Consider the following 19,113-nt stretch of genomic DNA (forward strand, 5'->3'; position numbering starts at 1 on the left):
GCACCTCTACAGCGGTTTGGTGAATCGAAAATGGCTCTGCGTATATCCCTCACGAACGTAAAAACGGTGCGCGTCCGTGCGCTTCACGCTGGTGGAGAGCTCGGTCAACTCCGCGCCCGCCTCTCGTGCTACCTCTTCCGCCCAGGCCAGCAGCTGGCTGCCCACCTTTAGCCCGCGCGCCTGCGGCATCACCACCAGCTCCTGGATCTCGCCGATCCAGCGGGCGTGATGCAGGTGAAACTGCATGTGCAGACCGATCATGCCGACGACCTGTCCGTCCAGCTCGGCAAGCTGGTAGCGCATGTTGTGATCCTGCAGATTGGCAAGATAGCCGGCGTGAAACGCCTGATGGTCAAATTCACACTGCTTAAGCTCGCAGATCAGAGCGTAAACGATCGGCGCATCGTCGGCGGTGGCGGGGCGAAGCGGACAGTCAGGCATGCTGTTTCTCCTTCTGGCGTATCAGCGATAAAAAGGTCTCGACTGACTGTAGCAAACTTCCGTCGTTATTGAGGACGTGGCAGCCCGACGGCGTGTAGCGCGCCGCGCGCTCGAGGCGCTGGTCTATCTCACGCGCATTTTCCCGCCCCCGGCTTTGTAGTCGGCTGCGCAGAACGTCCTGAGAGACCTGCAGGCAGACCGGCAGCAGCGCCGCTTCGTACCGGGCTTTTGCCTGCGGCAGATGCGCGCGCGAGCCGTTAACCAGCACGTCGAAGCCCGCGTGCAGCCAGAGGTCAATCTCAATGCCCACGCCATAATAAAAGCCGTTGGCGTGCCAGCTTAGCGCCAGCAGGTTTTGCCCGGCGCGGGTAAAAAACTCCTGTTCGCTGAGGGCGATATGGTTTTCGCTCCCGGCGTTCGCCGCGCGGGTAATGTAGCGGTGCGCCACCAGCAGCTGTGAATGTTCCCGCTGCCGTAACGCCGAGAGCAGGCTGTCCTTACCGGAGCCGGAGGGCCCCATTAACCAGATGAGTCTTCCCATCAGAACACCCTTTTTCCCTGACGCCAGACGTGGTCGATATGAACGTGCTCGCCCTTGCGGTGGGCGAGCACCAGATCTGCCCGTTTGCCTTCGGCGATTTCCCCGCGATCCTGAAGATTAAGCGCGGTGGCCGGGTTTTTCGTCACCAGACGAATCGCCTGCGGCAGCGTAAAGCTGTTGCCTTCGTCGTCCGCTATCCGGAACGCCGCATCCAGCAGGCTGGCGGGATAGTAGTCGGACGAGAGAATATCCAGCAGGCCGAGGGAGGCGAGCCTGCTTGCCGCCACGTTACCGGAGTGCGATCCGCCGCGCACGATGTTCGGTGCGCCCATCAGCACGTTCATGCCGTGTTTGCGTGACGCCTCCGCCGCTTCAAACGTGGTGGGAAATTCGGCGATCACGCTGCCAAGCTGGTGGGATTCGCGCACGTGATCGTGGGTGGCGTCGTCATGGCTGGCCAGCGCGATATTCCTGTCCCGGCACATTGCGGCAATCTTAAGGCGGTTGGGCTGCGACCACTGGGCCGCCAGGGCCAGCTGCTCTTCTTCGTAGCGCGCCATCTCCGCGTCGTTGAGCGAGTATTTGCCCTGATAGTATTCACGATACTTTTCAATGTTGGCGAACTGGCGCTGCCCCGGCGAGTGGTCCATCAGGGAGACCAGCGAGACCGGCTCGCGCCCGACCAGCTTTTCAAACAGCGGCAGCGTGGTGTGGTGCGGCAGCTCGCAGCGCAGGTGCAGACGGTGTTCGGCGCGGTTGAGGCCGCGCTTTTGCGTCTCCTCCACGGCGTTGATCATCTTCTCCAGATTCTCCAGGCGATCGCCGCCGTCGCGCACGTCGCCGATTGCTACCGCGTCCAGCACCGTAGTAATGCCGCTGGCGACCATCAGCGCGTCGTGGCTGCTCATCGCCGAATGGGCGGGCCAGTCCACCTTCGGTCGCGGGGTGAAGAATTTGTCCAGATTATCGGTATGCAGCTCAATCAGCCCCGGCAGCAGCCAGCCGCCGTCGCCATCCATCGCTTCAGGGGAACGGCTTTGGGTTTCGGCAAAGGCGCGGATGACGCCGTCATGGGTTTCAACCGAACCCTTCACAACCTCATTTTCCAGCACCAGCCTGACGTTATTGATAATCATGCGTTTGTCCCCATCGGATGCAGCCTGTCCGCCACGCGGCTGCGAACGGCGTCGTCGTGGAAGATCCCGACGATCGCCGCGCCACGCGCTTTGGCCTGTTCGATCAGCGCTATCACCGCTGCGCTGTTTTTAGCGTCGAGCGAGGCGGTGGGTTCATCCAGCAGTAAAATCGGATAGTCGACGATAAACCCGCGCGCGATGTTCACGCGCTGCTGCTCGCCGCCGGAAAAGGTCGACGGGGCGAGGTGCCACAGACGCTCCGGCACGTTGAGGCGCGTCAGCAGGCTGGCGGCCCTGGCGGCGCAGGTTTCGCGCGGCACGCCAAGATCCAGCAGGGGCTGCATCACCACGTCCAGGGCGGAGATCCGCGGGATCACCCGCAGGAACTGGCTCACCCAGCCGATCGTCGAGCGGCGCACTTCCAGCACCTTGCGCGCCGGGGCCTGAACCAGATCGACCCATTCATCATTGTGGCGGATGCGGATGTGCCCTTCGTCCGGTAAATAGTTGGCGTACAGGGAGCGCAGCAGGGTCGATTTACCGCTGCCGGAGTGGCCGTGTAGCACCACGCATTCGCCCTGATTCACCTCTAACGAGGCGTTTTGCAGCACCGGCAGGCGCACGCCGTTTTGCTGATGGAGCACAAAGGTCTTACTGACGTTTTCTACGCGGATCATGTTGGCCTCTTAATTCTGTAATACCGAGGACACCAGCAGCTGGGTGTACGGATGATGCGGGTCGTCGAGCACGCGGTCGGTTAACCCACTTTCCACCACCTGACCCTGCTTCATCACCAGCAGGCGGTCCGCCAGCAGGCGCGCAACGCCTAAATCGTGGGTGACAATTACCACGGCGAGGTTCAGCTCCACCACCAGGCCGCGCAGCAGGTCGAGCAGGCGGGCCTGCACGGAGACGTCCAGCCCGCCGGTGGGTTCATCCATAAAGACCAGCTTCGGATGGGTGACCAGGTTACGGGCAATTTGTAAACGCTGCTGCATGCCGCCGGAAAAGGTGGTCGGCAGGTCGTCGATGCGCGAGGCGGGGATTTCCACCTCCTCCAGCCATTGCTGCGCCGTGGCGCGGATGTTGCCGTAGTGCCGCGCGCCGGTGGACATCAGCCGTTCGCCGATATTGCCTCCCGCCGACACCTGGCGGCGCAGGCCGTCCATCGGATGCTGATGCACCACGCCCCACTCGGTGCGCAGCAGGCGGCGGCGCTCGGCCTCGCTTATGCCGTAGAGGGAGCGTCCCTGATACAGGGTCTCCCCGTGTTGCGGCGTCAGGCGCGCGGAGATGGACTTCAGCAGGGTGGTTTTGCCGGAGCCGGACTCGCCGACAATTCCCAGCACTTCGCCCGGCCACAGCTCGAACGACACGTCGCTGAAGCCTTTTCCCGGCGCATAAAGATGGGTCAGGTTATTAACCGAAAGCAGCGGTTTCATTGGTCGTTCGCCTCGCTCTGTTGGCGGCAGTAATCGGTGTCGGAGCAGACAAACATCCGTTTGCCCGTGTCGTCCAGCACCACTTCATCCAGATAGCTGTGTCTGGAGCCGCAGATGGCGCACGGCTCGTCCCACTCCTGCACCGTAAACGGGTGATCGTCGAAATCCAGGCTTTCGACGCGGGTGTAGGGCGGCACGGCGTAGATGCGTTTTTCACGTCCGGCACCAAAGAGCTGCAGGGCTGGCATCATGTCCATCTTCGGGTTGTCGAATTTAGGGATTGGCGACGGGTCCATCACGTAGCGCCCGTTGACCTTCACCGGATAGGCGTAGGTGGTGGCGATATGGCCGAAGCGGGCGATATCTTCATACAGTTTGACCTGCATGATCCCGTACTCTTCCAGCGCGTGCATGGTGCGGGTCTCGGTTTCGCGCGGCTCGATAAAGCGCAGCGGCTCCGGGATCGGCACCTGGAAAATCAGAATCTGATCTTCCGTCAGCGGGGTTTCCGGGATGCGGTGGCGGGTCTGGATCAGCGTCGCGTCTTCCGTTTTTTCGGTGGTATTGACGCCCGTTACGCGCTTAAAGAAGTTGCGGATCGACACGGCGTTGGTGGTGTCGTCCGCGCCCTGGTCGATGACCTTCAACACGTCCGCTTCGCCGATCACGCTGGCGGTCAGCTGGATGCCGCCCGTGCCCCAGCCGTAGGGCATCGGCATTTCGCGCCCGCCGAACGGCACCTGATAGCCCGGAATAGCCACCGCTTTTAAGATAGCGCGGCGGATCATGCGTTTGGTTTGCTCGTCCAGATAGGCAAAGTTGTAGCCGCTTAAGTTAGCCATTGGCGCGCTCCCGTTGCAGGCGTTTCAGCAGTTCCAGTTCGGCCTGGAAATCGACGTAGTGCGGCAGCTTGAGGTGCGAGACAAAGCCTGCGGCCTCGACGTTATCCGCGTGGGCCAGCACGAACTCTTCGTCCTGCGCCGGGCCGGCAATGTGCTCGCCGTACTCCGGCGCCTGCAGTGCACGGTCAACCAGCGCCATCGCCATCGCCTTGCGCTCGCCGAGGCCAAACACCAGCCCGTAGCCGCGGGTAAAATGCGGATCTTCATTCTCCGGCGCGACGAAGCCGTTGACCATTTCGCACTCGGTCATCAGCAGTTCGCCGACGTTCACCGCAAAACCCAGCTCTTCCGGCACGATTTCAACGTCGATATAGCCGCTGCGGATCTCTGCCGCGAACGGGTGGTTGCGCCCGTAGCCGCGCTGGGTGGAGTAGGCCAGCGCCAGCAGATAGCCTTCGTCGCCGCGCATCAGCTGCTGCAGGCGGGACGAGCGCGAGCACGGGTAAACCGGCGGCGTGCGGGTGACGTCGTCCGGCGTGGCTCCCGTGTCCTCTTCCGCCTTCGCCAGACCCTGGTTTGCCAGCAGGCTAAAGACGTGCGGAGACGGTTCTTGTTCGGCGTCTGAAGTGCCGAGCGCTGGGGCTTCGCCGTTCGCCAGCAGGGTGAAGTCCAGCAGGCGATGGGTGTAATCGTAGGTAGGGCCAAGCAGCTGGCCGCCGGGAATATCTTTATAAACGGCAGAAATGCGGCGCTCCAGGCGCATCTCCGCCGTGTTCACCGGCTCGCTGACCGCCAGACGGGGAACGGTAGTGCGCCAGGCGCGCAGCAGAAAGATGGCTTCCACGTTGTCGCCGCTGGCCTGCTTCAGCGCCAGCGCTGCAAGCTCGCGGTCGGCAACGCCGCCCTCGGTCATCACGCGGTCAACCGCGAGGTTAAGCTGCTGCTCAATCTGGGCGACGCTCAGCTCGGGAAGCTGTTCATCGCCCCGGCGTCTGTGCTCCTGTAAGGCATGGGCGGCGGCGATGGCCTTTTCGCCTCCTTTGACGGCTACGTACATCAGCACACCTCCACGTGGGTGGTTCGCGGGATCGCCAGCAGGCGCTCGCCGCAGGTCAGGATCAGGTCAATGCCCAGCGGGAACGGGTGCGGGCGTTCGGTCAGCTCGTGAATGATGCACTCCGGCAGCTGCGGCGCGACCATGCGCTCGTCGGCGATGCCTGCGCCCGTCAGGCGCAGCATGCGGCCGCCGCTCAGGCTGGAGACCTGCAAAATTAGCGTGGCGCTGGTCTCCGGGGCGACGGCAGTGCCTTCGCTCAGGGCGTTAAGCTGCTCGTGGCTAATCTGTTCGTCGGCCACGGCAAACACCGCCTGCTGCGGCTGTTCGACCAGCGGAGCGCTGGTGTGGAAACGCAGGTTCTGGCTGGCAATATCGTTCGACAGGGCGCCTGACAGCCATACCGGGGTGTCGTTGTCGGCCAGCGTCAGCAGCACGCTGGTGGAGGCGAGGTTCAGCGGCAGCCAGCCCTGAGAGAGCTGGTGCAGGGAGACAATCACGCCCGGCTCGCTCATGGCCTTCAGCAGGCGACGAAAACTTTGTTGGGCATCCTGGACGGCCAGGGTAAAAGCAGGTTGAAGCGTCATGCGTTATCTCCGCGAACGAGCGTAAAGAAGTCGACCCGGCTGGTGTTCACTTCGGCCTGACGTGCGGCAATGCGTGCGGCGCGGTCGGCTTCCAGCGGGGCAATAAGGGTTTCCATTAACGTCTGGAAATGCGGGGGTTCCTGCAAAAGGGCGTCGATTACCGCGCAGCGCTCGGCGTGCGCTTTATCGCGACCCAGCACGTAGCTGTAGCCCAGCGTGCCGCTGTTCAGGCGGATAGCCGCGCGGGTGAGGGTGGCATCGCCCGCGAAAAAGCGCTCGCCGGTGCCGCCCATCCGGGCCTGAATTTGTACCAGACCGATTTCCGGTGCGCGGATAGTGTCGTAGTCAGGCGTCAGGCCCAGTGCGTTCATGCGCTCACGCAGGGCGGCAGGCTGGCTGTGGGCCAGCACGCGCATCCAGCGCTGTCGGGTGGAGGTGTCGACGTGCATTCAGTGCTCCATGGTGAATTCAATCATGTCGGCGCGGGTCAGGCTGACGGAGTATTCCGTCGCGTTGATCTCACCGTCACGGTGGTTAAGGGTACGCACGCAGAGCAGCGGGGCCATGTTGGGAATTTCGAGCACCTTGCTCTCTTTCGCCTGCGCGCGGCGGGCGCTGATGCGCGTCTGGGTGCGCTTGAGGGCGATGCCCGTGGCGTCCTGAAGAAAGTCGTGCAGGGAACCGCTGGCAAAGTTTTGCAGCACTGGCCAGAGGGCCAGGTCCGCGAAGTAGTGGTCGATCTGGCACACCGCCACGCCGTTAACCCGGCGCAGGGTGCGCAGGTGAACGACGTTATCGCCCTCCTGAATCCCCAGCGCGTCCGCCACGTGGCTGGAGGCCGGGCGCAATACCGAGAGCAGCTTTTCGCTGGTCGGGTGGCTGCCCTGATCCAGCAGGTTCTGGCTAAAGCGCGCCTGGGCGTTAAGCGGGTAGTCGAACGGGCGCATCAGCACCAGCACGCCGACGCCCTGACGGCGCTGGACCCAGCCGCGCTCGACCAGCTGGTCAATGGCGCGGCGTAGCGTATGGCGGTTCACCTCGTAGCGGTCGGCAAGCTGCTGCTCGGCGGGCAGGTAGTCACCGCAGCGGTAGTGCGTGCGCAGCTCCACTTCGAGCTTTGCCGCAATCTCTTGCCAGCGGGTGGGGTAACTGGTCGGATGTCTGGATAAGTGCATACAAATCAAAGCCTCGCTTCTCAGATGAAGTGCTTACGCAAACGTTGAGAGAGGAAATCCAGCAGGCTGACGGTGACGATGATGAGCACCATCAGGGCGCAGGTTTGCTGGAACTGGAAACCGCGAATCGCTTCCCACAGGGTGACGCCAATCCCGCCTGCGCCCACCATGCCGACCACGGTGGCGGAGCGGACGTTGGACTCAAAGCGGTACAGGGAGTAGGAGATGAGCAGCGGCATCACCTGCGGCAGTACGCCGTAGAGGATCTCTTCGATTTTGTTGGCGCCCGTTGCGCGGATGCCTTCCACCGGGCCGGGCTCGATGGCTTCGACCGCTTCCGAGAGCAGCTTGGAGAGCACGCCGGTGGTATGGATGAACAGCGCCATCACACCCGCGAACGGACCCAGGCCGACGGCCACCACGAACAGCATGGCGAACACCATTTCGTTGATGGCGCGGCAGGCGTCCATCAGGCGACGCATCGGCTGGTAAACCCACCACGGCACGATGTTTTCGGCGCTCATCAGGCCAAACGGAATGGAGATAACGACGGCAAGGGCGGTGCCCCAGACGGCGATTTGCAGGGTAATGGCCATTTCGCTGAGGTAATCCGGCCACTGGCTGAAATCCGGCGGGAAGAAGTCGGCGGCGAAGGTGGCCATGTTGCCGGAATCTTTGAAGAGCAGCAGCGGATCCATCTCTGCGCCTTTCCAGGAGATAACCAGCACCGCGAGCAGGATGGCCCAGCTTATGAGCGAGAACCAGCTGCGCTTTGGCGGCGGGAGGGTGATGGTTTGCATGTTGACTCCTTTGGGTTTAGTCCCCTCTCCCACAGGGAGAGGGAGAAAAGTGTTACTGCACCGCTTTATTCACGCTGGTCATCGCGCCGAGCGCGGCGGTCAGGCGGTCGAGGTCTTCCAGCTGCGCCTGGATTTCAGACACTTTGCTGGTCTTCTCCTCATCCTTGAGCCCTTTGTTGTCCTTCACGGCCTGCATCTGCTTGAACAGCGCCAGCTGGCGAATCGGGACCAGCTGCAAATCGCTGGACGCGCGGAACGGTGCCCAGCCCAGACGTTCCAGAACCGCTTTCTCTTCCGGCGTTTTGCCGTAGTTCATAAAGAAGTCATAGACCTTGTCTTTGGTGCTTTCGGAGAGGTTTTTGCGCCAGACGATTGGGTCGCCGGGGATCAGCGGCGATTTCCAGATAACCTTCAGTTCTTTCAGCTTGTCCGGCGCGGATGTCTTCAGCTTGTCGAGGTTTTCGGTGTTGTTGGTGGCAACGTCCACCTGCTTGTTCGCCACGGCCAGCGCGTTGGTTTCGTGCCCGGCGTTCACCGTGCGCTTGAAGTCGCTGGCGGAGATGTTGTTTTTCGCGAAGACGTAGTAGCCGGGGACGAGGAAGCCGGAGGTGGAGTTTGGATCGCCGTTACCAAAGGTCAGCTCTTTGCGTTTGGCAATCATGTCGTTGAGGGTGTTGATCGGGCTGTCTTTGTTGACGATCAGCACGCTCCAGTAGCCCGGGGAGCCATCTGCCGCAACGGTCTGGGCAAAGACCTGGCCGTTGGCGCGGTCCACCGCTTCCATAGCGGAAAGGTTACCGTACCAGGCGATGTCCACTTTGTTGAAGCGCATCCCCTGAATGATGCCCGCGTAGTCCGGGGCGAAGAAGGCGTTCACTTTGATCCCCAGTTTGGTTTCCATATCTTTCAGGAACGGTTCCCACTGCGGCTTCAGGTTCTGCTGTGATTCCGTCGAAATAATGCCGAAATTCAGCGCTTTTTCCTGCTCTTCCGCATACGCCGGGCTTAGCAGGGTGCTGATGCTGAACATGCTGGTAAAGGCCAGCGCGGCAACGGCTTTGTAGTTCATTTCCATTCCTCGTTATGGGGACGTTATGCAGCCTGCGCGCGTTCTTCGACGCGGTTTACGCTGCGGTAGAGATGATCAAAACGTTCGTTATCAAACTGGTGGCTTGCGCCATCGAAGAACACATGGCCCTGACGCAGGGCGACGATGCGCTCGCAGTAGCGCAGGGCGTAATCCACCTGATGCAGCGTGACCACCACGGTAATGCCGTCGTTCTGGTTGATGTCGCGCAGGGTTTCCATCACGATGCGCGCCGATTCCGGGTCCAGCGAGGCGATGGGCTCGTCGGCCAGAATGATTTGCGCTTTCTGCATCAGCGCGCGGGCGATGGCGACGCGCTGCTGTTGTCCACCGGACAGGGTGGAGACGCGCTGGTGGGCGAAGTGCGCCATGCCGACGCGGGTTAGCGCCTGCAAGGCTTCCTGCTTCTGGGATGGGGAGAACCAGCGCAGGCAGGTGCGCCAGAACGGGGTGCTGCCGAGCGCGCCAATCAGCACGTTCTCCAGCACCGTCAGGCGGTTCACCAGGTTGAACTGCTGGAAGATGTAGCCCGTCCGGGCGCGGCTTTTTCGGATATCGCTCGCCAGACGCCCCGCGCGCTGCACGGTGTTGCCCAGCAGCTCGACGTGGCTTTCCGGCGTTTTATCGCAGGTAATGAGGCCGCTTAAGTGACGTAAAAGGGTGGATTTCCCCGAGCCAGACGGCCCGAGAAGCGCCACCATTTCGCCCTGCTGGACGGTCAGATCAACGGCATGCAGCGCCTTGTTGTGATTGAAGGTCTTGCTCAGTTTCTCGACGCGGATGACGGTTTGCATGTGCTGGGCCTCACGATAAATGTGGCCTCATGCTGGCGCATCAATATGACATTTGGGTTAAGTGCAGGTTGCGGGAGTTTGAAGAGTTGAGGGGAGTTTGATGACAGGCGGAGGCAGACCGCCCACCGCCCGAAAATTAGTGCTGCTGCTTAACGACGTTTATCATCCACGGCACGCCGTATTTGTCGGTGACTTTACCGAAGCCGTGCGCCCAGAAGGTTTCCTGCCAGGCCATTTCGATATTGCCGCTGTCGGCAAGGTTGTCGAACCAGCGTTTGCCTTCCGACACATCCTGCGTGTCGAGCACCAGCGTGAAGCCCGCGTACTGTGCGCTGCTGCCCGGCGGCAGCCCGTCGCTCATCATGATATCGCTGCCCGCAATGCGAACGTTGGAGTGAGCGATAGCCGAATCCGGAAACTGCATGCCGGACGGACAGCCTTCTTCGCTGTTATCGCTTTTTGGCATTTCGCCGAAGGTGATTTTATAGAGGAGTTCTGCGCCGACGGCCTGCTGATAGAAGGCGGTAGCCTCTGCACAGTTGCCGGCGAAAGAGATGTAGGGACTTAACGGCATAATCTTTACCTCACGTAAGAAAAGCCCGTTAAGTGTAGTTCCCGAAAGCCCGGTAAGCGAAGCGCCACCGGGCGGGTAAATCAGTTCTTTTTCACGAACTCGGATTTCAGCTTCATCGGACCGAAGCCGTCAATTTTGCAGTCGATATTATGATCGCCTTCCACCAGACGGATATTCTTCACTTTGGTGCCGATCTTGAGCATAGAAGAGCTGCCTTTCACCTTCAGATCTTTCACCACGGTGACGCTGTCGCCATCCGCCAGCAGATTGCCGTTCGCATCTTTAACGACAAGCGCATCAGCGTCCTGCGCCGGCTCGGCATCATTCCATTCGTGTGCGCATTCCGGGCAGATGAACATGCCATTATCTTCGTAGGTGTATTCAGAATTGCATTTTGGGCAGTGTGGGAGTTGCATATCGGTATCCTCAAAAAGTGTTAACGCGCTGGAAAGTGCCAGCTAAATGACGGCAGGGTGCCGAAAAAGGCGGCAAGTATAACGCAAATCCACACTTTTGTCGGTGCTATTGTGAATTTAAAAAACGCAGAAAATGTGTTGTGAGTGACACTTACTGTCAGTCAACTAAGCGATGCTAACGTCATTAACACGGTGGAAAGAGAAGTCGCTAAATATATCGAATATTTTATTGCGGCAAATTGCTACGCACCTTCATTTCGGATAAGGTGAAGCAACGCATTGTTATTTATCTTCGATCTTTACTGCCATACATTTCTTATGGCGGCGGCCTATCCCTCTCTTTTTAGGTGGGTAAATAATGATGATATATCCTGAAGCTTCTTAAAATGGGCCTGGCTTTTTATCTTTTGGCTTTCAGGCCTTGAGGAGAGCTTAACACGCCATGCAGGGATAGCCATTTATTTCTGATTATCTTCAATCAGTTATATTTCGGTGAACATGTTTTCCACACGTGATCATATAAGCCTGAACATCATAATTAATACAAGTGGCTTAATAAAAGTAATAAATTTGCGTTAAGGAAAGGCTTTTATCATGCACACACAGACCATTTTTGAATTAAGCCAGGAAGCTGAACGTTTGTTACAGCTCGCCCTGCAAAATCTTGATACCCTGAAATCAATGCCGACAGCGATGCTGGAGAAGAGGACGGCCGCTATTACGGGTGAAAAGAACAACGTTCTGCCTTTGCATTTTAGTGCGCGAGGCGTCGAAGCACAGCAGGCAACGCTGAATAATGAATTACGCAAAATAACACGTCTGGAAATGGTTCTGGCTATCGTTGGCACGATGAAAGCGGGGAAATCGACCACCATTAATGCCATTGTGGGTACCGAAGTGTTGCCGAACCGCAACCGCCCAATGACGGCGCTTCCTACGCTGATTCGTCATACGCCAGGCCAGAAAGAGCCGGTGCTCCACTTCTCGCACGTCTCTCCTATTGATGATTTGATTCACCTGCTGCAGAAAAAGCTTGGCGATTACGATCGCGGCAAGCTGGCCCTGCATCTGGAAATCGATAAGGACATGAATACGCTGCTTGAACGCATTGAGAAAGGCGAGGCCTTTGAAAAGCATTATCTGGGTGCGCAGCCAATATTTCATTGCCTGAAAAGTCTCAATGACCTGGTGAGGCTCTCCCAGGCGCTGGGCGTGGCGTTTCCGTTCTCCGAATACGCGGCTATCGAACATATTCCGGTGATTGAAGTGGAGTTCGTGCATCTTGCGGGTCTCGATGCTCACCTTGGTCAGCTGACGCTGCTTGATACCCCCGGCCCCAATGAGGCCGGACAACCGCATCTGCAAAAAATGCTTAGCGAACAATTAGCCCGCGCGTCGGCGGTGCTGGCGGTGATGGATTATACCCAGCTTAAATCTATTTCTGATGAAGAGGTCCGCCAGGCTATTTCGGTTGCGGGGAAATCAGTGCCTCTGTATGCGCTGGTGAATAAATTCGACCAGAAGGATCGCAATAGCGACGATGAAGAGCAGGTCAGGGCGATGATCTCCGGTACCTTAATGAAAGGCAATATTTCGCCTGGCCAGATCTACCCTGTTTCCTCTATGTGGGCGTATCTGGCAAACCGCGCCCGCTACGAGATGAATGCCCGCGGACGCCTGCCGGATCATCAGGAGCAACCCTGGGTGCAGGATTTTGCCGAAGCCGCCCTGGGACGCCGCTGGCGTACGGAGGACCTGGACGATATAGACCATATCCGTCACGCAGCCGATTTGCTCTGGGAAGATTCGCTGTTTGAACAGCCGATACGCAAGCTGATTTACGCCGCCTATGCCAATGCCTCGCTATTCGCGCTGCGCTCGGCCTCGCATAAGCTGCTCAACTACGCGCAAAATGCCCGGGAGTATCTCGACTTCCGCTATCAGGGGCTGACGGTGGCCTTTGAGGCGCTGGAAATGAACATCGCGCGTCTTGAAGAAGATATGGCGCTGCTGCAGACGCGCCAGAGCGCGGTGAGCGATGAGGTGAAACATGAAGTTGAGCAGGCGCTGAACGCGACCGCGGACTTTATGGAGGCCGAAAAAACGGCGCTTCATCAGGCAGTGGGCCAGGTGTTCAGCACTCAAAATATTCTTGATCTGGCAGGCATTGAGCGGCTGAATCGCCGCAGTGATGAACCGCAAGAGCGGGAACCGCTGGTTCTGGATGATGAAGGTCAGGCGCAGATCGTCCTGAGTAAAATTCGCTCCTCCTGTGAACTTATCATGCTGGATGCGCAGGCAAAAATCGCCCGGGAGCTGGCGTTACGCTTCGATCAGCTGGAATCTACGCTGGCGCGCTCGCTGAATGAAGCTATGCGCCCTATTGAAACGCGTATTAAAGAGCACCTGAGCCATGCCGGCTTCCGGGCGCGGATCAGCTTCCCGGCTTTTCAGGCTAACCAGCTTAACTTCAATACGCGGGCACTGTTTAACGATGCCATTGCGCAGGATAACCGGCCGGCAGGTCAGCCTTCCTCCGGGAGCAGTATGCGTGAAACCGTTTCGCGTTGGCTCAATAATCCGGGCTGGGGCTGGGATGATTATGTGGTCACGCGCACGCGCTATGTAATCGACATTGCGCAGCTGCATGACAAATTTAAGCAACATATTGATCAGTTTTGTGAACAAATACGTAAAGCTTTGTCCGCGCAGGTCGATGTCTCTGTTACGGCCGGAATGGCGACGTTCTTTGCAGAATTTTCGTTATGCCTGACCGGGTTACAGGAAAGCTTGCGTGATAGCCTCGCAGTGCGTCAACAAAATGAGCATTCAACCCGAGCGCTCAGCCAGCTGTTGAAGCAAAGCATTACGACTGCGACGTGGATACAGGAAGATACTCGACTGTTACGCGATGACATTCAAACTCTATTCGCAGCAGAGCAACCATGACAACACAGCTACTGGACGGTCCCGGGCGGACGCTGGAGTGTATTCATCCCAAGTTTATGGTCGATCTTGTGCAGGGCGTGGACGCGGCGCGCCATCCCCGTCTGGGGCCGCAGCAGCTGCAGTTTCGTGAACGTTTGACTCAGGAGATCATGACGCATACCCGGCTGCGGCCCTGGGCGATGGCGGGAATGCTTAATGAGAACGCGGCCCTGCGCCTGGGGCTGGCGGAAAAGCTTGCAGGCATGCTGGATCCGGGCCATCTCGCGCTGACGCTGATGGCCGATAAGCTGATTGCACTGCGCCAGCCGGCTCACCTGCGCGCTCAGCCATCTCCCGGCCTGCTTGAACAGTATGCGGAGCTCTCTTCTCATTTTACCCAACGTGCCGCCTATAAAGAAAAGGCGCTGACCCAGCGTGGACTGACGGTACAGGCAGGCGAGCACAGTGAACAAATTTTCACCCGCTGGCGAGCCGGTCACTATGATGGCTGGTCGTTGGCCGGGCGCTGCTTCATTGTTCTGGAAGAGCTGCGCTGGGGAGCATTTGGCGATGCATGTCGTCTGGCGAACAACGATGTGTCGGCAATGCTCAAGGATAATTTACGCAGCATGGCCGCCAACTACCTCGCGCAGGGTATCAATGCGTCCCCCACGACGCGCCATTTTTATCATCAATGGCTAACCACACCCGCTTCGGCGGGTTTAATCGATCATAAAGACATGCTGGGCTGGCTGGGCGACTGGTGTCAGGCGGATCTACACCCGGTGAGCTGGTCAGTGACGCAAAACTGGCAGACCGTCGCGCTGGGTATGCCGAGGCTGTGTTCGGCAAAACGGCTGGTGGATGCGATGGTGGAAGAGATTTTTGGTTGAATTCCCCTCACCCTGACCCTCTCCCCATAGGGGAGAGGGGAGAGACTGGTGCGGTGTGTTAATGATGAAGTTCTACCGCTTCCCGCTCTAATTCCTGCTTGGGTGCATTTCCGTAGCGTTTTGCGTACAGCGCCGTGATGATGGGCACCAGAATCGCGGTGACAATCACGCTGGCGGCAACCAGTGCCGTCGCGGAAGCGGCCACCGGTTCGAAGGCCGGGTTAATCTGGGCGATAATGACCGGGTTTGCGACGGCAGCGCCTGCGGCTGAAGAGGCGGCGACGCCCGCCGTGCCGTTTCCTCCGCCGATCACGCGGTCGGCAATAATCAGCGGAATACCGGTGATGATGATAACCGCGACACCCAGCACAATCCCCAGCAGTCCCGTATCAAGGATCACGTTCAGGTTGATGGTGTTGCCCAGCGCAAAGCCAAAGAACGGGATCAGCACCGGCGTGGCTTTGCTGAAGAAATCACGCAGATCGTGATCCAGATTCCCCAGGGCAAAACCGATCAGGAACGGCAGGATCGCCCCGACAAAGTGATGCGGTTCAAAAGAGGCAAGGCCAGCGGAGCCCAGGATCAGCATCGTCATGAGCGGGCCGGACTCCAGAGACATCAAAACAAATGCGCCTGACTCCTCTTTCGTTCCGTACTGGTTCATCAGGCTGGCATACAGCCCGCCGTTGGTCATATCCATCGCCGAGACAATCGCCAGGACGGATAGCCCGGCGAAGAAACCGGTCTGAATTCCATTTTCCGGAATGAACATCGCGCATATCATTGCGACAACCCAGGCAACCGCTATTTTGGTTATCACCAGCGTTCCGGATTTGCGTAATACGGTACCCGTAGCGCGTAAATTTATCGATGCGCCGATACAAAAGAACCAGACCGCCAGGATGGGAACGGTACCCGTAATCATCCCCTTTGTGAAACCACCAAAATAAGCCCCGGTATCAGGCGCTAATGTATTCAGAATGGCACCGAGTACCAGCGGCACCAGCATCATACCACCCGGTATGCGTTCTATCGTGGCTTTAATCTTCATATACAACCCTCACAATTTTTACCACTCGTGGCGAGCGGCAGGTGTAAATAAAAAATTAATAAATTCAATTTGATGAAGGGTTTTTTGATGGTTTGTATTTGATAACCCCGCAACTCATTTTCAGCAAGCGCTCTCGTTTTCTCTTGTCAGAAAGCGCTCGGCGCTGTGTTTCGGGAATTATCATGCGATCACTGGAATAATGATTCAATGAAAATAAAACTGTGTTTTAGTTATCTGCATCACATATTGAATGTAAACTTTAAGACGCGTTCTGGCAGGCTTAGATTTATGTAAATCTCTTGTAAAAAAATGGCTTTTTATTCAGTGATTAAAATGAAAAAGCTTTTGACTGAAATCTTCATTCGGGGACGGCTTGAGGAAGGTCTTATTTGCGGAAGTTGACAAATACTGTCTTCACTTTACGCAGCATAAATATATATGTGAAGTTGATCACAAATATAAACGCTGGTAGGGTAAAAAGGTCATTAACTGCCCAGACAGGCGTCAACAGGTTCGGTTGTATCGACGGAAAACGTCAATGTAAGTAAACCTGCTACGCTTGAATAAGGCGATTCGCATGGAGCGGATCCCATGGTTCACAGCACGTAAACAGGACTGTGAAACAGACAGGGCCGAGTCAACGAGGATAGCTATGCTGAGAAGGAAAAAAGTTAAACCCATCACGCTGCGCGACGTCACCATTATTGATGACGCAAAACTGCGTAAAGCCATTACCGCAGCCTCGCTTGGTAATGCGATGGAATGGTTCGATTTTGGTGTCTATGGCTTTGTCGCCTACGCGTTAGGTAAAGTGTTCTTCCCCGGGGCTGACCCCAGCCTGCAGATGATTGCCGCACTGGGTACGTTCTCCGTTCCCTTCCTCATTCGCCCGCTGGGTGGTCTGTTCTTCGGTATGCTCGGTGACAAATACGGTCGCCAGAAAATACTCGCTATCACCATTGTCATTATGTCGATCAGTACGTTCTGTATCGGCCTAATTCCGTCCTATGCCACGATCGGCATCTGGGCACCTATTCTGCTGTTGCTCTGTAAGATGGCGCAGGGCTTCTCCGTCGGGGGTGAGTATACCGGGGCGTCGATCTTCGTCGCGGAATATTCCCCTGACCGTAAGCGCGGCTTCATGGGCAGCTGGCTGGACTTCGGTTCGATTGCCGGGTTTGTGATGGGCGCAGGCGTCGTGGTCCTGATTTCAACCGTGGTCGGTGAGGAGAACTTCCTCGACTGGGGCTGGCGTATCCCGTTCTTTATCGCGCTTCCGCTGGGTATCATCGGTCTTTACCTGCGTCACGCGCTGGAAGAGACGCCTGCGTTCCAGCAGCACGTTGAGAAACTGGAGCAGGGCGACCGCGAAGGGCTGCAGGATGGTCCAAAAGTCTCCTTTAAAGAGATCGCGACGAAGCACTGGCGCAGCCTGCTGACCTGTATTGGTCTGGTGATTTCCACCAACGTCACTTATTACATGCTGCTGACCTACATGCCGAGCTATCTGTCGCATAACCTGCACTACTCGGAAGATCACGGCGTGCTGATTATTATCGCCATCATGGTGGGTATGCTGTTTGTGCAGCCAATGATGGGGCTGCTGAGCGACCGCTTTGGCCGCCGACCGTTTATCATCCTGGGGAGCGTGGCGCTGTTTGCGCTGGCGATCCCGGCCTTTATCCTGATCAACAGTAACGTGCTGGGTCTGATTTTCGCGGGTCTGCTGATGCTGGCGGTGATCCTGAACTGCTTTATCGGGGTGATGGCGTCTACATTACCTGCGATGTTCCCGACGCACATTCGTTATAGTGCGCTGGCGGCGGCGTTCAATATCTCCGTTCTGATTGCTGGCCTGACGCCTACGCTTGCCGCCTCTCTGGTGGAAAGCACGCAGAACCTGATGATGCCAGCCTACTATCTGATGGTTATCGCGGTAGTCGGTCTGGCGACCGGCCTGACCATGAAGGAGACGGCGAACCGTCCTCTGAAAGGGGCGACGCCTGCGGCATCCGATATTCAGGAAGCGAAAGAGATCCTGCGCGAGCACTACGATAACGTTGAGCAGAAGATTGAGGATATCGACGCAGAGATTGAAGAGCTGCAGAAGAAACGCTCCCGTCTTGTTGATCAACATCCACGGATTAACGAGTAATAAAGAAACCCGCCAACGGCGGGTTTTCTTTTATTAGCATCCGGCGGCGATGTAGTCGCCGTTGGCGCTGATGGGGATGACCGTCAGGAACAGGACGGTCGCAAACAGGATCAGGACGATCCCTCCGGCAATTTTAACGGCCGGCACCAGCCACCTGAACGAGCTATTTCCCCCGAACCATGCCACCGTGCGTTCACGGGCATAACGAACCGCCAGTGATAGCCCCATAATAGAGAGTGCCGTTCCTAAAGACATGGTCATAACGGCCGCCATTCCCCAGGTGACAATGCCCAGCGCGTTCGAAAACATCAGAATCATGATCGCACCGCTGCACGGGCGTGCGCCAATCGCCAGAATGACGCCCAGACGCGTTTTCCAGTCTCCTTGTGTCAGATCTGCGCCCACGCCGTGATGACCACAGCCACAGCGTTCATCATGCTGATGAAGGGGCTTAATAGCTGAGATCGACATTCGCTGTGAACGCAGGCTCTTCAGCGCCTGGTAAATGATGAAAGCACCAAACGCGCCAATCAGCACGGCGCTTATCTTCTCAACGTACCAGCGGCTGGTACTGATATCCCCAGAGGTGAGGTTAAACCCCACCGCCAGTATAAAGACGAACAGAATGGCGCTGACGCCCTGCATCAGGCTGCCAATGAAGGGGACCACCCGGGCGGCCAGCTCGCTCTCCTTATTGGTGGTCAGATAGGTCGTCATTATGAATTTCCCATGACCCGGCCCGATGGCGTGAAGGACGCCATAGAGGAAAGCGCCTGTTAAGAGCCATAATCCGCCGCTGTACTGGTGGTTATTAAGCTGCAGCAGATACATTACCAGATAACGGTGCAGGGTAATTTGCGTAGCAAGACACCACTGGATAAAGGCGTTCCAGTGCGTATGCAGGGTAAATCCCGCGAAGAGGATTGCCAGCAACATTAACCCGGCTCCAGGGAGATGCCAGTCGCGGCGCAGGCGTTGTGTATTCATGAGGGGGCTCTGCGGAGAAGAATATTTGCCGCTAGTATAGATGATCTTCCGTTTCAGTTCGCAGGATCGCAGTGGGATCCAGATGAGTTTGTGGATAAGTCTGTGTGTAAAAAGGTATAAGGCGGGGTTTTGCTGTGGAATGCAGCAGTCAGTCATTTTTCTGTCATTTAGCGGTTGCGGCCTGCGGAGAACTCCCTATAATGCGCCTCC

The 19,113-nt window shown here is 57.7% G+C and carries 20 protein-coding genes; 3 read left to right on the forward strand and 17 right to left on the reverse strand.

Annotated elements, in window-relative coordinates; translation table 11 throughout:
* Positions 1-6 precede the first annotated feature (6 nt).
* The 15 genes from phnO to UTO39_RS18490 form a co-directional block, all read right to left on the reverse strand.
* Complete coding sequence (gene phnO, locus UTO39_RS18420; RefSeq protein ID WP_061099526.1) at positions 7-441, reverse strand: aminoalkylphosphonate N-acetyltransferase; 435 nt, start codon at positions 439-441, stop codon at positions 7-9.
* Entirely contained in the window at positions 434-985 is a 552-nt protein-coding gene (phnN, locus tag UTO39_RS18425; protein ID WP_151412718.1) for a ribose 1,5-bisphosphokinase, read from the reverse strand. The genes phnO and phnN overlap by 8 nt, the downstream gene beginning before the upstream one ends.
* The gene (gene phnM / locus UTO39_RS18430; RefSeq protein WP_320727764.1) at positions 982-2,118 is read right to left on the reverse strand and encodes an alpha-D-ribose 1-methylphosphonate 5-triphosphate diphosphatase; all 1,137 of its coding nucleotides are present in this window, start codon (positions 2,116-2,118) and stop codon (positions 982-984) included. Before phnM ends, phnN begins: the two co-directional genes overlap by 4 nt.
* A complete protein-coding gene (phnL, locus tag UTO39_RS18435) occupies positions 2,115-2,795 on the reverse strand; it encodes a phosphonate C-P lyase system protein PhnL (RefSeq protein WP_320727765.1) in 681 nt (226 codons plus the stop codon). Before phnL ends, phnM begins: the two co-directional genes overlap by 4 nt.
* 9 nt (positions 2,796-2,804) lie before the next feature.
* Entirely contained in the window at positions 2,805-3,560 is a 756-nt protein-coding gene (phnK, locus tag UTO39_RS18440; RefSeq protein WP_320727766.1) for a phosphonate C-P lyase system protein PhnK, read from the reverse strand.
* Positions 3,557-4,402, reverse strand: a complete 846-nt coding sequence (gene phnJ / locus UTO39_RS18445) for an alpha-D-ribose 1-methylphosphonate 5-phosphate C-P-lyase PhnJ (protein ID WP_061099522.1) — start codon at positions 4,400-4,402, stop codon at positions 3,557-3,559. The genes phnK and phnJ overlap by 4 nt, the downstream gene beginning before the upstream one ends.
* The gene (locus UTO39_RS18450) at positions 4,395-5,459 is read right to left on the reverse strand and encodes a carbon-phosphorus lyase complex subunit PhnI (RefSeq protein ID WP_061099521.1); all 1,065 of its coding nucleotides are present in this window, start codon (positions 5,457-5,459) and stop codon (positions 4,395-4,397) included. Before UTO39_RS18450 ends, phnJ begins: the two co-directional genes overlap by 8 nt.
* Positions 5,459-6,043, reverse strand: a complete 585-nt coding sequence (gene phnH / locus UTO39_RS18455) for a phosphonate C-P lyase system protein PhnH (protein ID WP_151412720.1) — start codon at positions 6,041-6,043, stop codon at positions 5,459-5,461. Before phnH ends, UTO39_RS18450 begins: the two co-directional genes overlap by 1 nt.
* Positions 6,040-6,492 (reverse strand): phosphonate C-P lyase system protein PhnG, encoded by a 453-nt coding sequence (gene phnG / locus UTO39_RS18460; RefSeq protein ID WP_061099519.1) that lies wholly within the window; start codon positions 6,490-6,492, stop codon positions 6,040-6,042. The genes phnH and phnG overlap by 4 nt, the downstream gene beginning before the upstream one ends.
* Positions 6,493-7,218 (reverse strand): phosphonate metabolism transcriptional regulator PhnF, encoded by a 726-nt coding sequence (phnF, locus tag UTO39_RS18465; protein ID WP_080330005.1) that lies wholly within the window; start codon positions 7,216-7,218, stop codon positions 6,493-6,495.
* 20 nt (positions 7,219-7,238) lie between these two features.
* Positions 7,239-8,018 (reverse strand): phosphonate ABC transporter, permease protein PhnE, encoded by a 780-nt coding sequence (phnE, locus tag UTO39_RS18470; protein WP_320727767.1) that lies wholly within the window; start codon positions 8,016-8,018, stop codon positions 7,239-7,241.
* Between the two features lie 52 nt (positions 8,019-8,070).
* Positions 8,071-9,087 carry a phosphonate ABC transporter substrate-binding protein gene (gene phnD / locus UTO39_RS18475; protein WP_320727768.1) on the reverse strand — a complete coding sequence of 339 codons (1,017 nt, stop codon included), beginning with the start codon at positions 9,085-9,087 and terminating at the stop codon, positions 8,071-8,073.
* Between the two features lie 23 nt (positions 9,088-9,110).
* The gene (gene phnC, locus UTO39_RS18480; protein ID WP_061099515.1) at positions 9,111-9,899 is read right to left on the reverse strand and encodes a phosphonate ABC transporter ATP-binding protein; all 789 of its coding nucleotides are present in this window, start codon (positions 9,897-9,899) and stop codon (positions 9,111-9,113) included.
* A gap of 136 nt (positions 9,900-10,035) precedes the next feature.
* The gene (gene yjdN / locus UTO39_RS18485; RefSeq protein WP_320727769.1) at positions 10,036-10,473 is read right to left on the reverse strand and encodes a VOC family metalloprotein YjdN; all 438 of its coding nucleotides are present in this window, start codon (positions 10,471-10,473) and stop codon (positions 10,036-10,038) included.
* A gap of 80 nt (positions 10,474-10,553) precedes the next feature.
* Complete coding sequence (locus UTO39_RS18490) at positions 10,554-10,889, reverse strand: zinc ribbon domain-containing protein YjdM (protein WP_028015217.1); 336 nt, start codon at positions 10,887-10,889, stop codon at positions 10,554-10,556.
* A 594-nt stretch (positions 10,890-11,483) separates the two neighbouring features.
* On the opposite strand from UTO39_RS18490, the gene crfC reads away from it, so the two are divergent.
* Positions 11,484-13,838 carry a clamp-binding protein CrfC gene (gene crfC, locus UTO39_RS18495; protein ID WP_320727770.1) on the forward strand — a complete coding sequence of 785 codons (2,355 nt, stop codon included), beginning with the start codon at positions 11,484-11,486 and terminating at the stop codon, positions 13,836-13,838.
* A complete protein-coding gene (locus tag UTO39_RS18500) occupies positions 13,835-14,710 on the forward strand; it encodes a diguanylate cyclase regulator RdcB family protein (protein WP_061099512.1) in 876 nt (291 codons plus the stop codon). The genes crfC and UTO39_RS18500 overlap by 4 nt, the downstream gene beginning before the upstream one ends.
* Before the next feature lie 58 nt (positions 14,711-14,768).
* Here UTO39_RS18500 and kdgT read toward each other — a convergent pair whose 3' ends face one another.
* Positions 14,769-15,761, reverse strand: coding sequence for a 2-keto-3-deoxygluconate transporter (kdgT, locus tag UTO39_RS18505; RefSeq protein WP_061099511.1), 993 nt, complete (start codon positions 15,759-15,761; stop codon positions 14,769-14,771).
* A gap of 652 nt (positions 15,762-16,413) precedes the next feature.
* Here kdgT and proP point away from each other — a divergent pair.
* Positions 16,414-17,916, forward strand: a complete 1,503-nt coding sequence (gene proP / locus UTO39_RS18510) for a glycine betaine/L-proline transporter ProP (protein WP_061099509.1) — start codon at positions 16,414-16,416, stop codon at positions 17,914-17,916.
* 33 nt (positions 17,917-17,949) lie between these two features.
* Here the strand turns inward: proP and UTO39_RS18515 are convergent, their stop codons facing one another.
* A complete protein-coding gene (locus UTO39_RS18515; RefSeq protein WP_320727771.1) occupies positions 17,950-18,903 on the reverse strand; it encodes a nickel/cobalt transporter in 954 nt (317 codons plus the stop codon).
* Between the last annotated feature and the right edge of the window lie 210 nt (positions 18,904-19,113).

The sequence above is a fragment of the Enterobacter sp. 118C5 genome (assembly GCF_034107645.1).
Classification (GTDB): Bacteria; Pseudomonadota; Gammaproteobacteria; order Enterobacterales; family Enterobacteriaceae; genus Enterobacter; species Enterobacter nematophilus.

Coding starts and splice junctions, on each gene's coding strand:
- kdgT (WP_061099511.1), bottom strand. CDS start 15,761: ATGAAGATTAAAGCCACGATAGAACGCATACCGGGTGGTATGATGCTG.
- yjdN (WP_320727769.1), bottom strand. CDS start 10,473: ATGCCGTTAAGTCCCTACATCTCTTTCGCCGGCAACTGTGCAGAGGCT.
- crfC (WP_320727770.1), top strand. CDS start 11,484: ATGCACACACAGACCATTTTTGAATTAAGCCAGGAAGCTGAACGTTTG.
- proP (WP_061099509.1), top strand. CDS start 16,414: ATGCTGAGAAGGAAAAAAGTTAAACCCATCACGCTGCGCGACGTCACC.
- phnL (WP_320727765.1), bottom strand. CDS start 2,795: ATGATCCGCGTAGAAAACGTCAGTAAGACCTTTGTGCTCCATCAGCAA.
- phnK (WP_320727766.1), bottom strand. CDS start 3,560: ATGAAACCGCTGCTTTCGGTTAATAACCTGACCCATCTTTATGCGCCG.
- phnM (WP_320727764.1), bottom strand. CDS start 2,118: ATGATTATCAATAACGTCAGGCTGGTGCTGGAAAATGAGGTTGTGAAG.
- phnH (WP_151412720.1), bottom strand. CDS start 6,043: ATGACGCTTCAACCTGCTTTTACCCTGGCCGTCCAGGATGCCCAACAA.
- phnF (WP_080330005.1), bottom strand. CDS start 7,218: ATGCACTTATCCAGACATCCGACCAGTTACCCCACCCGCTGGCAAGAG.
- phnO (WP_061099526.1), bottom strand. CDS start 441: ATGCCTGACTGTCCGCTTCGCCCCGCCACCGCCGACGATGCGCCGATC.
- UTO39_RS18490 (WP_028015217.1), bottom strand. CDS start 10,889: ATGCAACTCCCACACTGCCCAAAATGCAATTCTGAATACACCTACGAA.
- phnJ (WP_061099522.1), bottom strand. CDS start 4,402: ATGGCTAACTTAAGCGGCTACAACTTTGCCTATCTGGACGAGCAAACC.
- phnD (WP_320727768.1), bottom strand. CDS start 9,087: ATGAACTACAAAGCCGTTGCCGCGCTGGCCTTTACCAGCATGTTCAGC.
- phnG (WP_061099519.1), bottom strand. CDS start 6,492: ATGCACGTCGACACCTCCACCCGACAGCGCTGGATGCGCGTGCTGGCC.
- UTO39_RS18515 (WP_320727771.1), bottom strand. CDS start 18,903: ATGAATACACAACGCCTGCGCCGCGACTGGCATCTCCCTGGAGCCGGG.
- UTO39_RS18450 (WP_061099521.1), bottom strand. CDS start 5,459: ATGTACGTAGCCGTCAAAGGAGGCGAAAAGGCCATCGCCGCCGCCCAT.
- phnE (WP_320727767.1), bottom strand. CDS start 8,018: ATGCAAACCATCACCCTCCCGCCGCCAAAGCGCAGCTGGTTCTCGCTC.
- UTO39_RS18500 (WP_061099512.1), top strand. CDS start 13,835: ATGACAACACAGCTACTGGACGGTCCCGGGCGGACGCTGGAGTGTATT.
- phnC (WP_061099515.1), bottom strand. CDS start 9,899: ATGCAAACCGTCATCCGCGTCGAGAAACTGAGCAAGACCTTCAATCAC.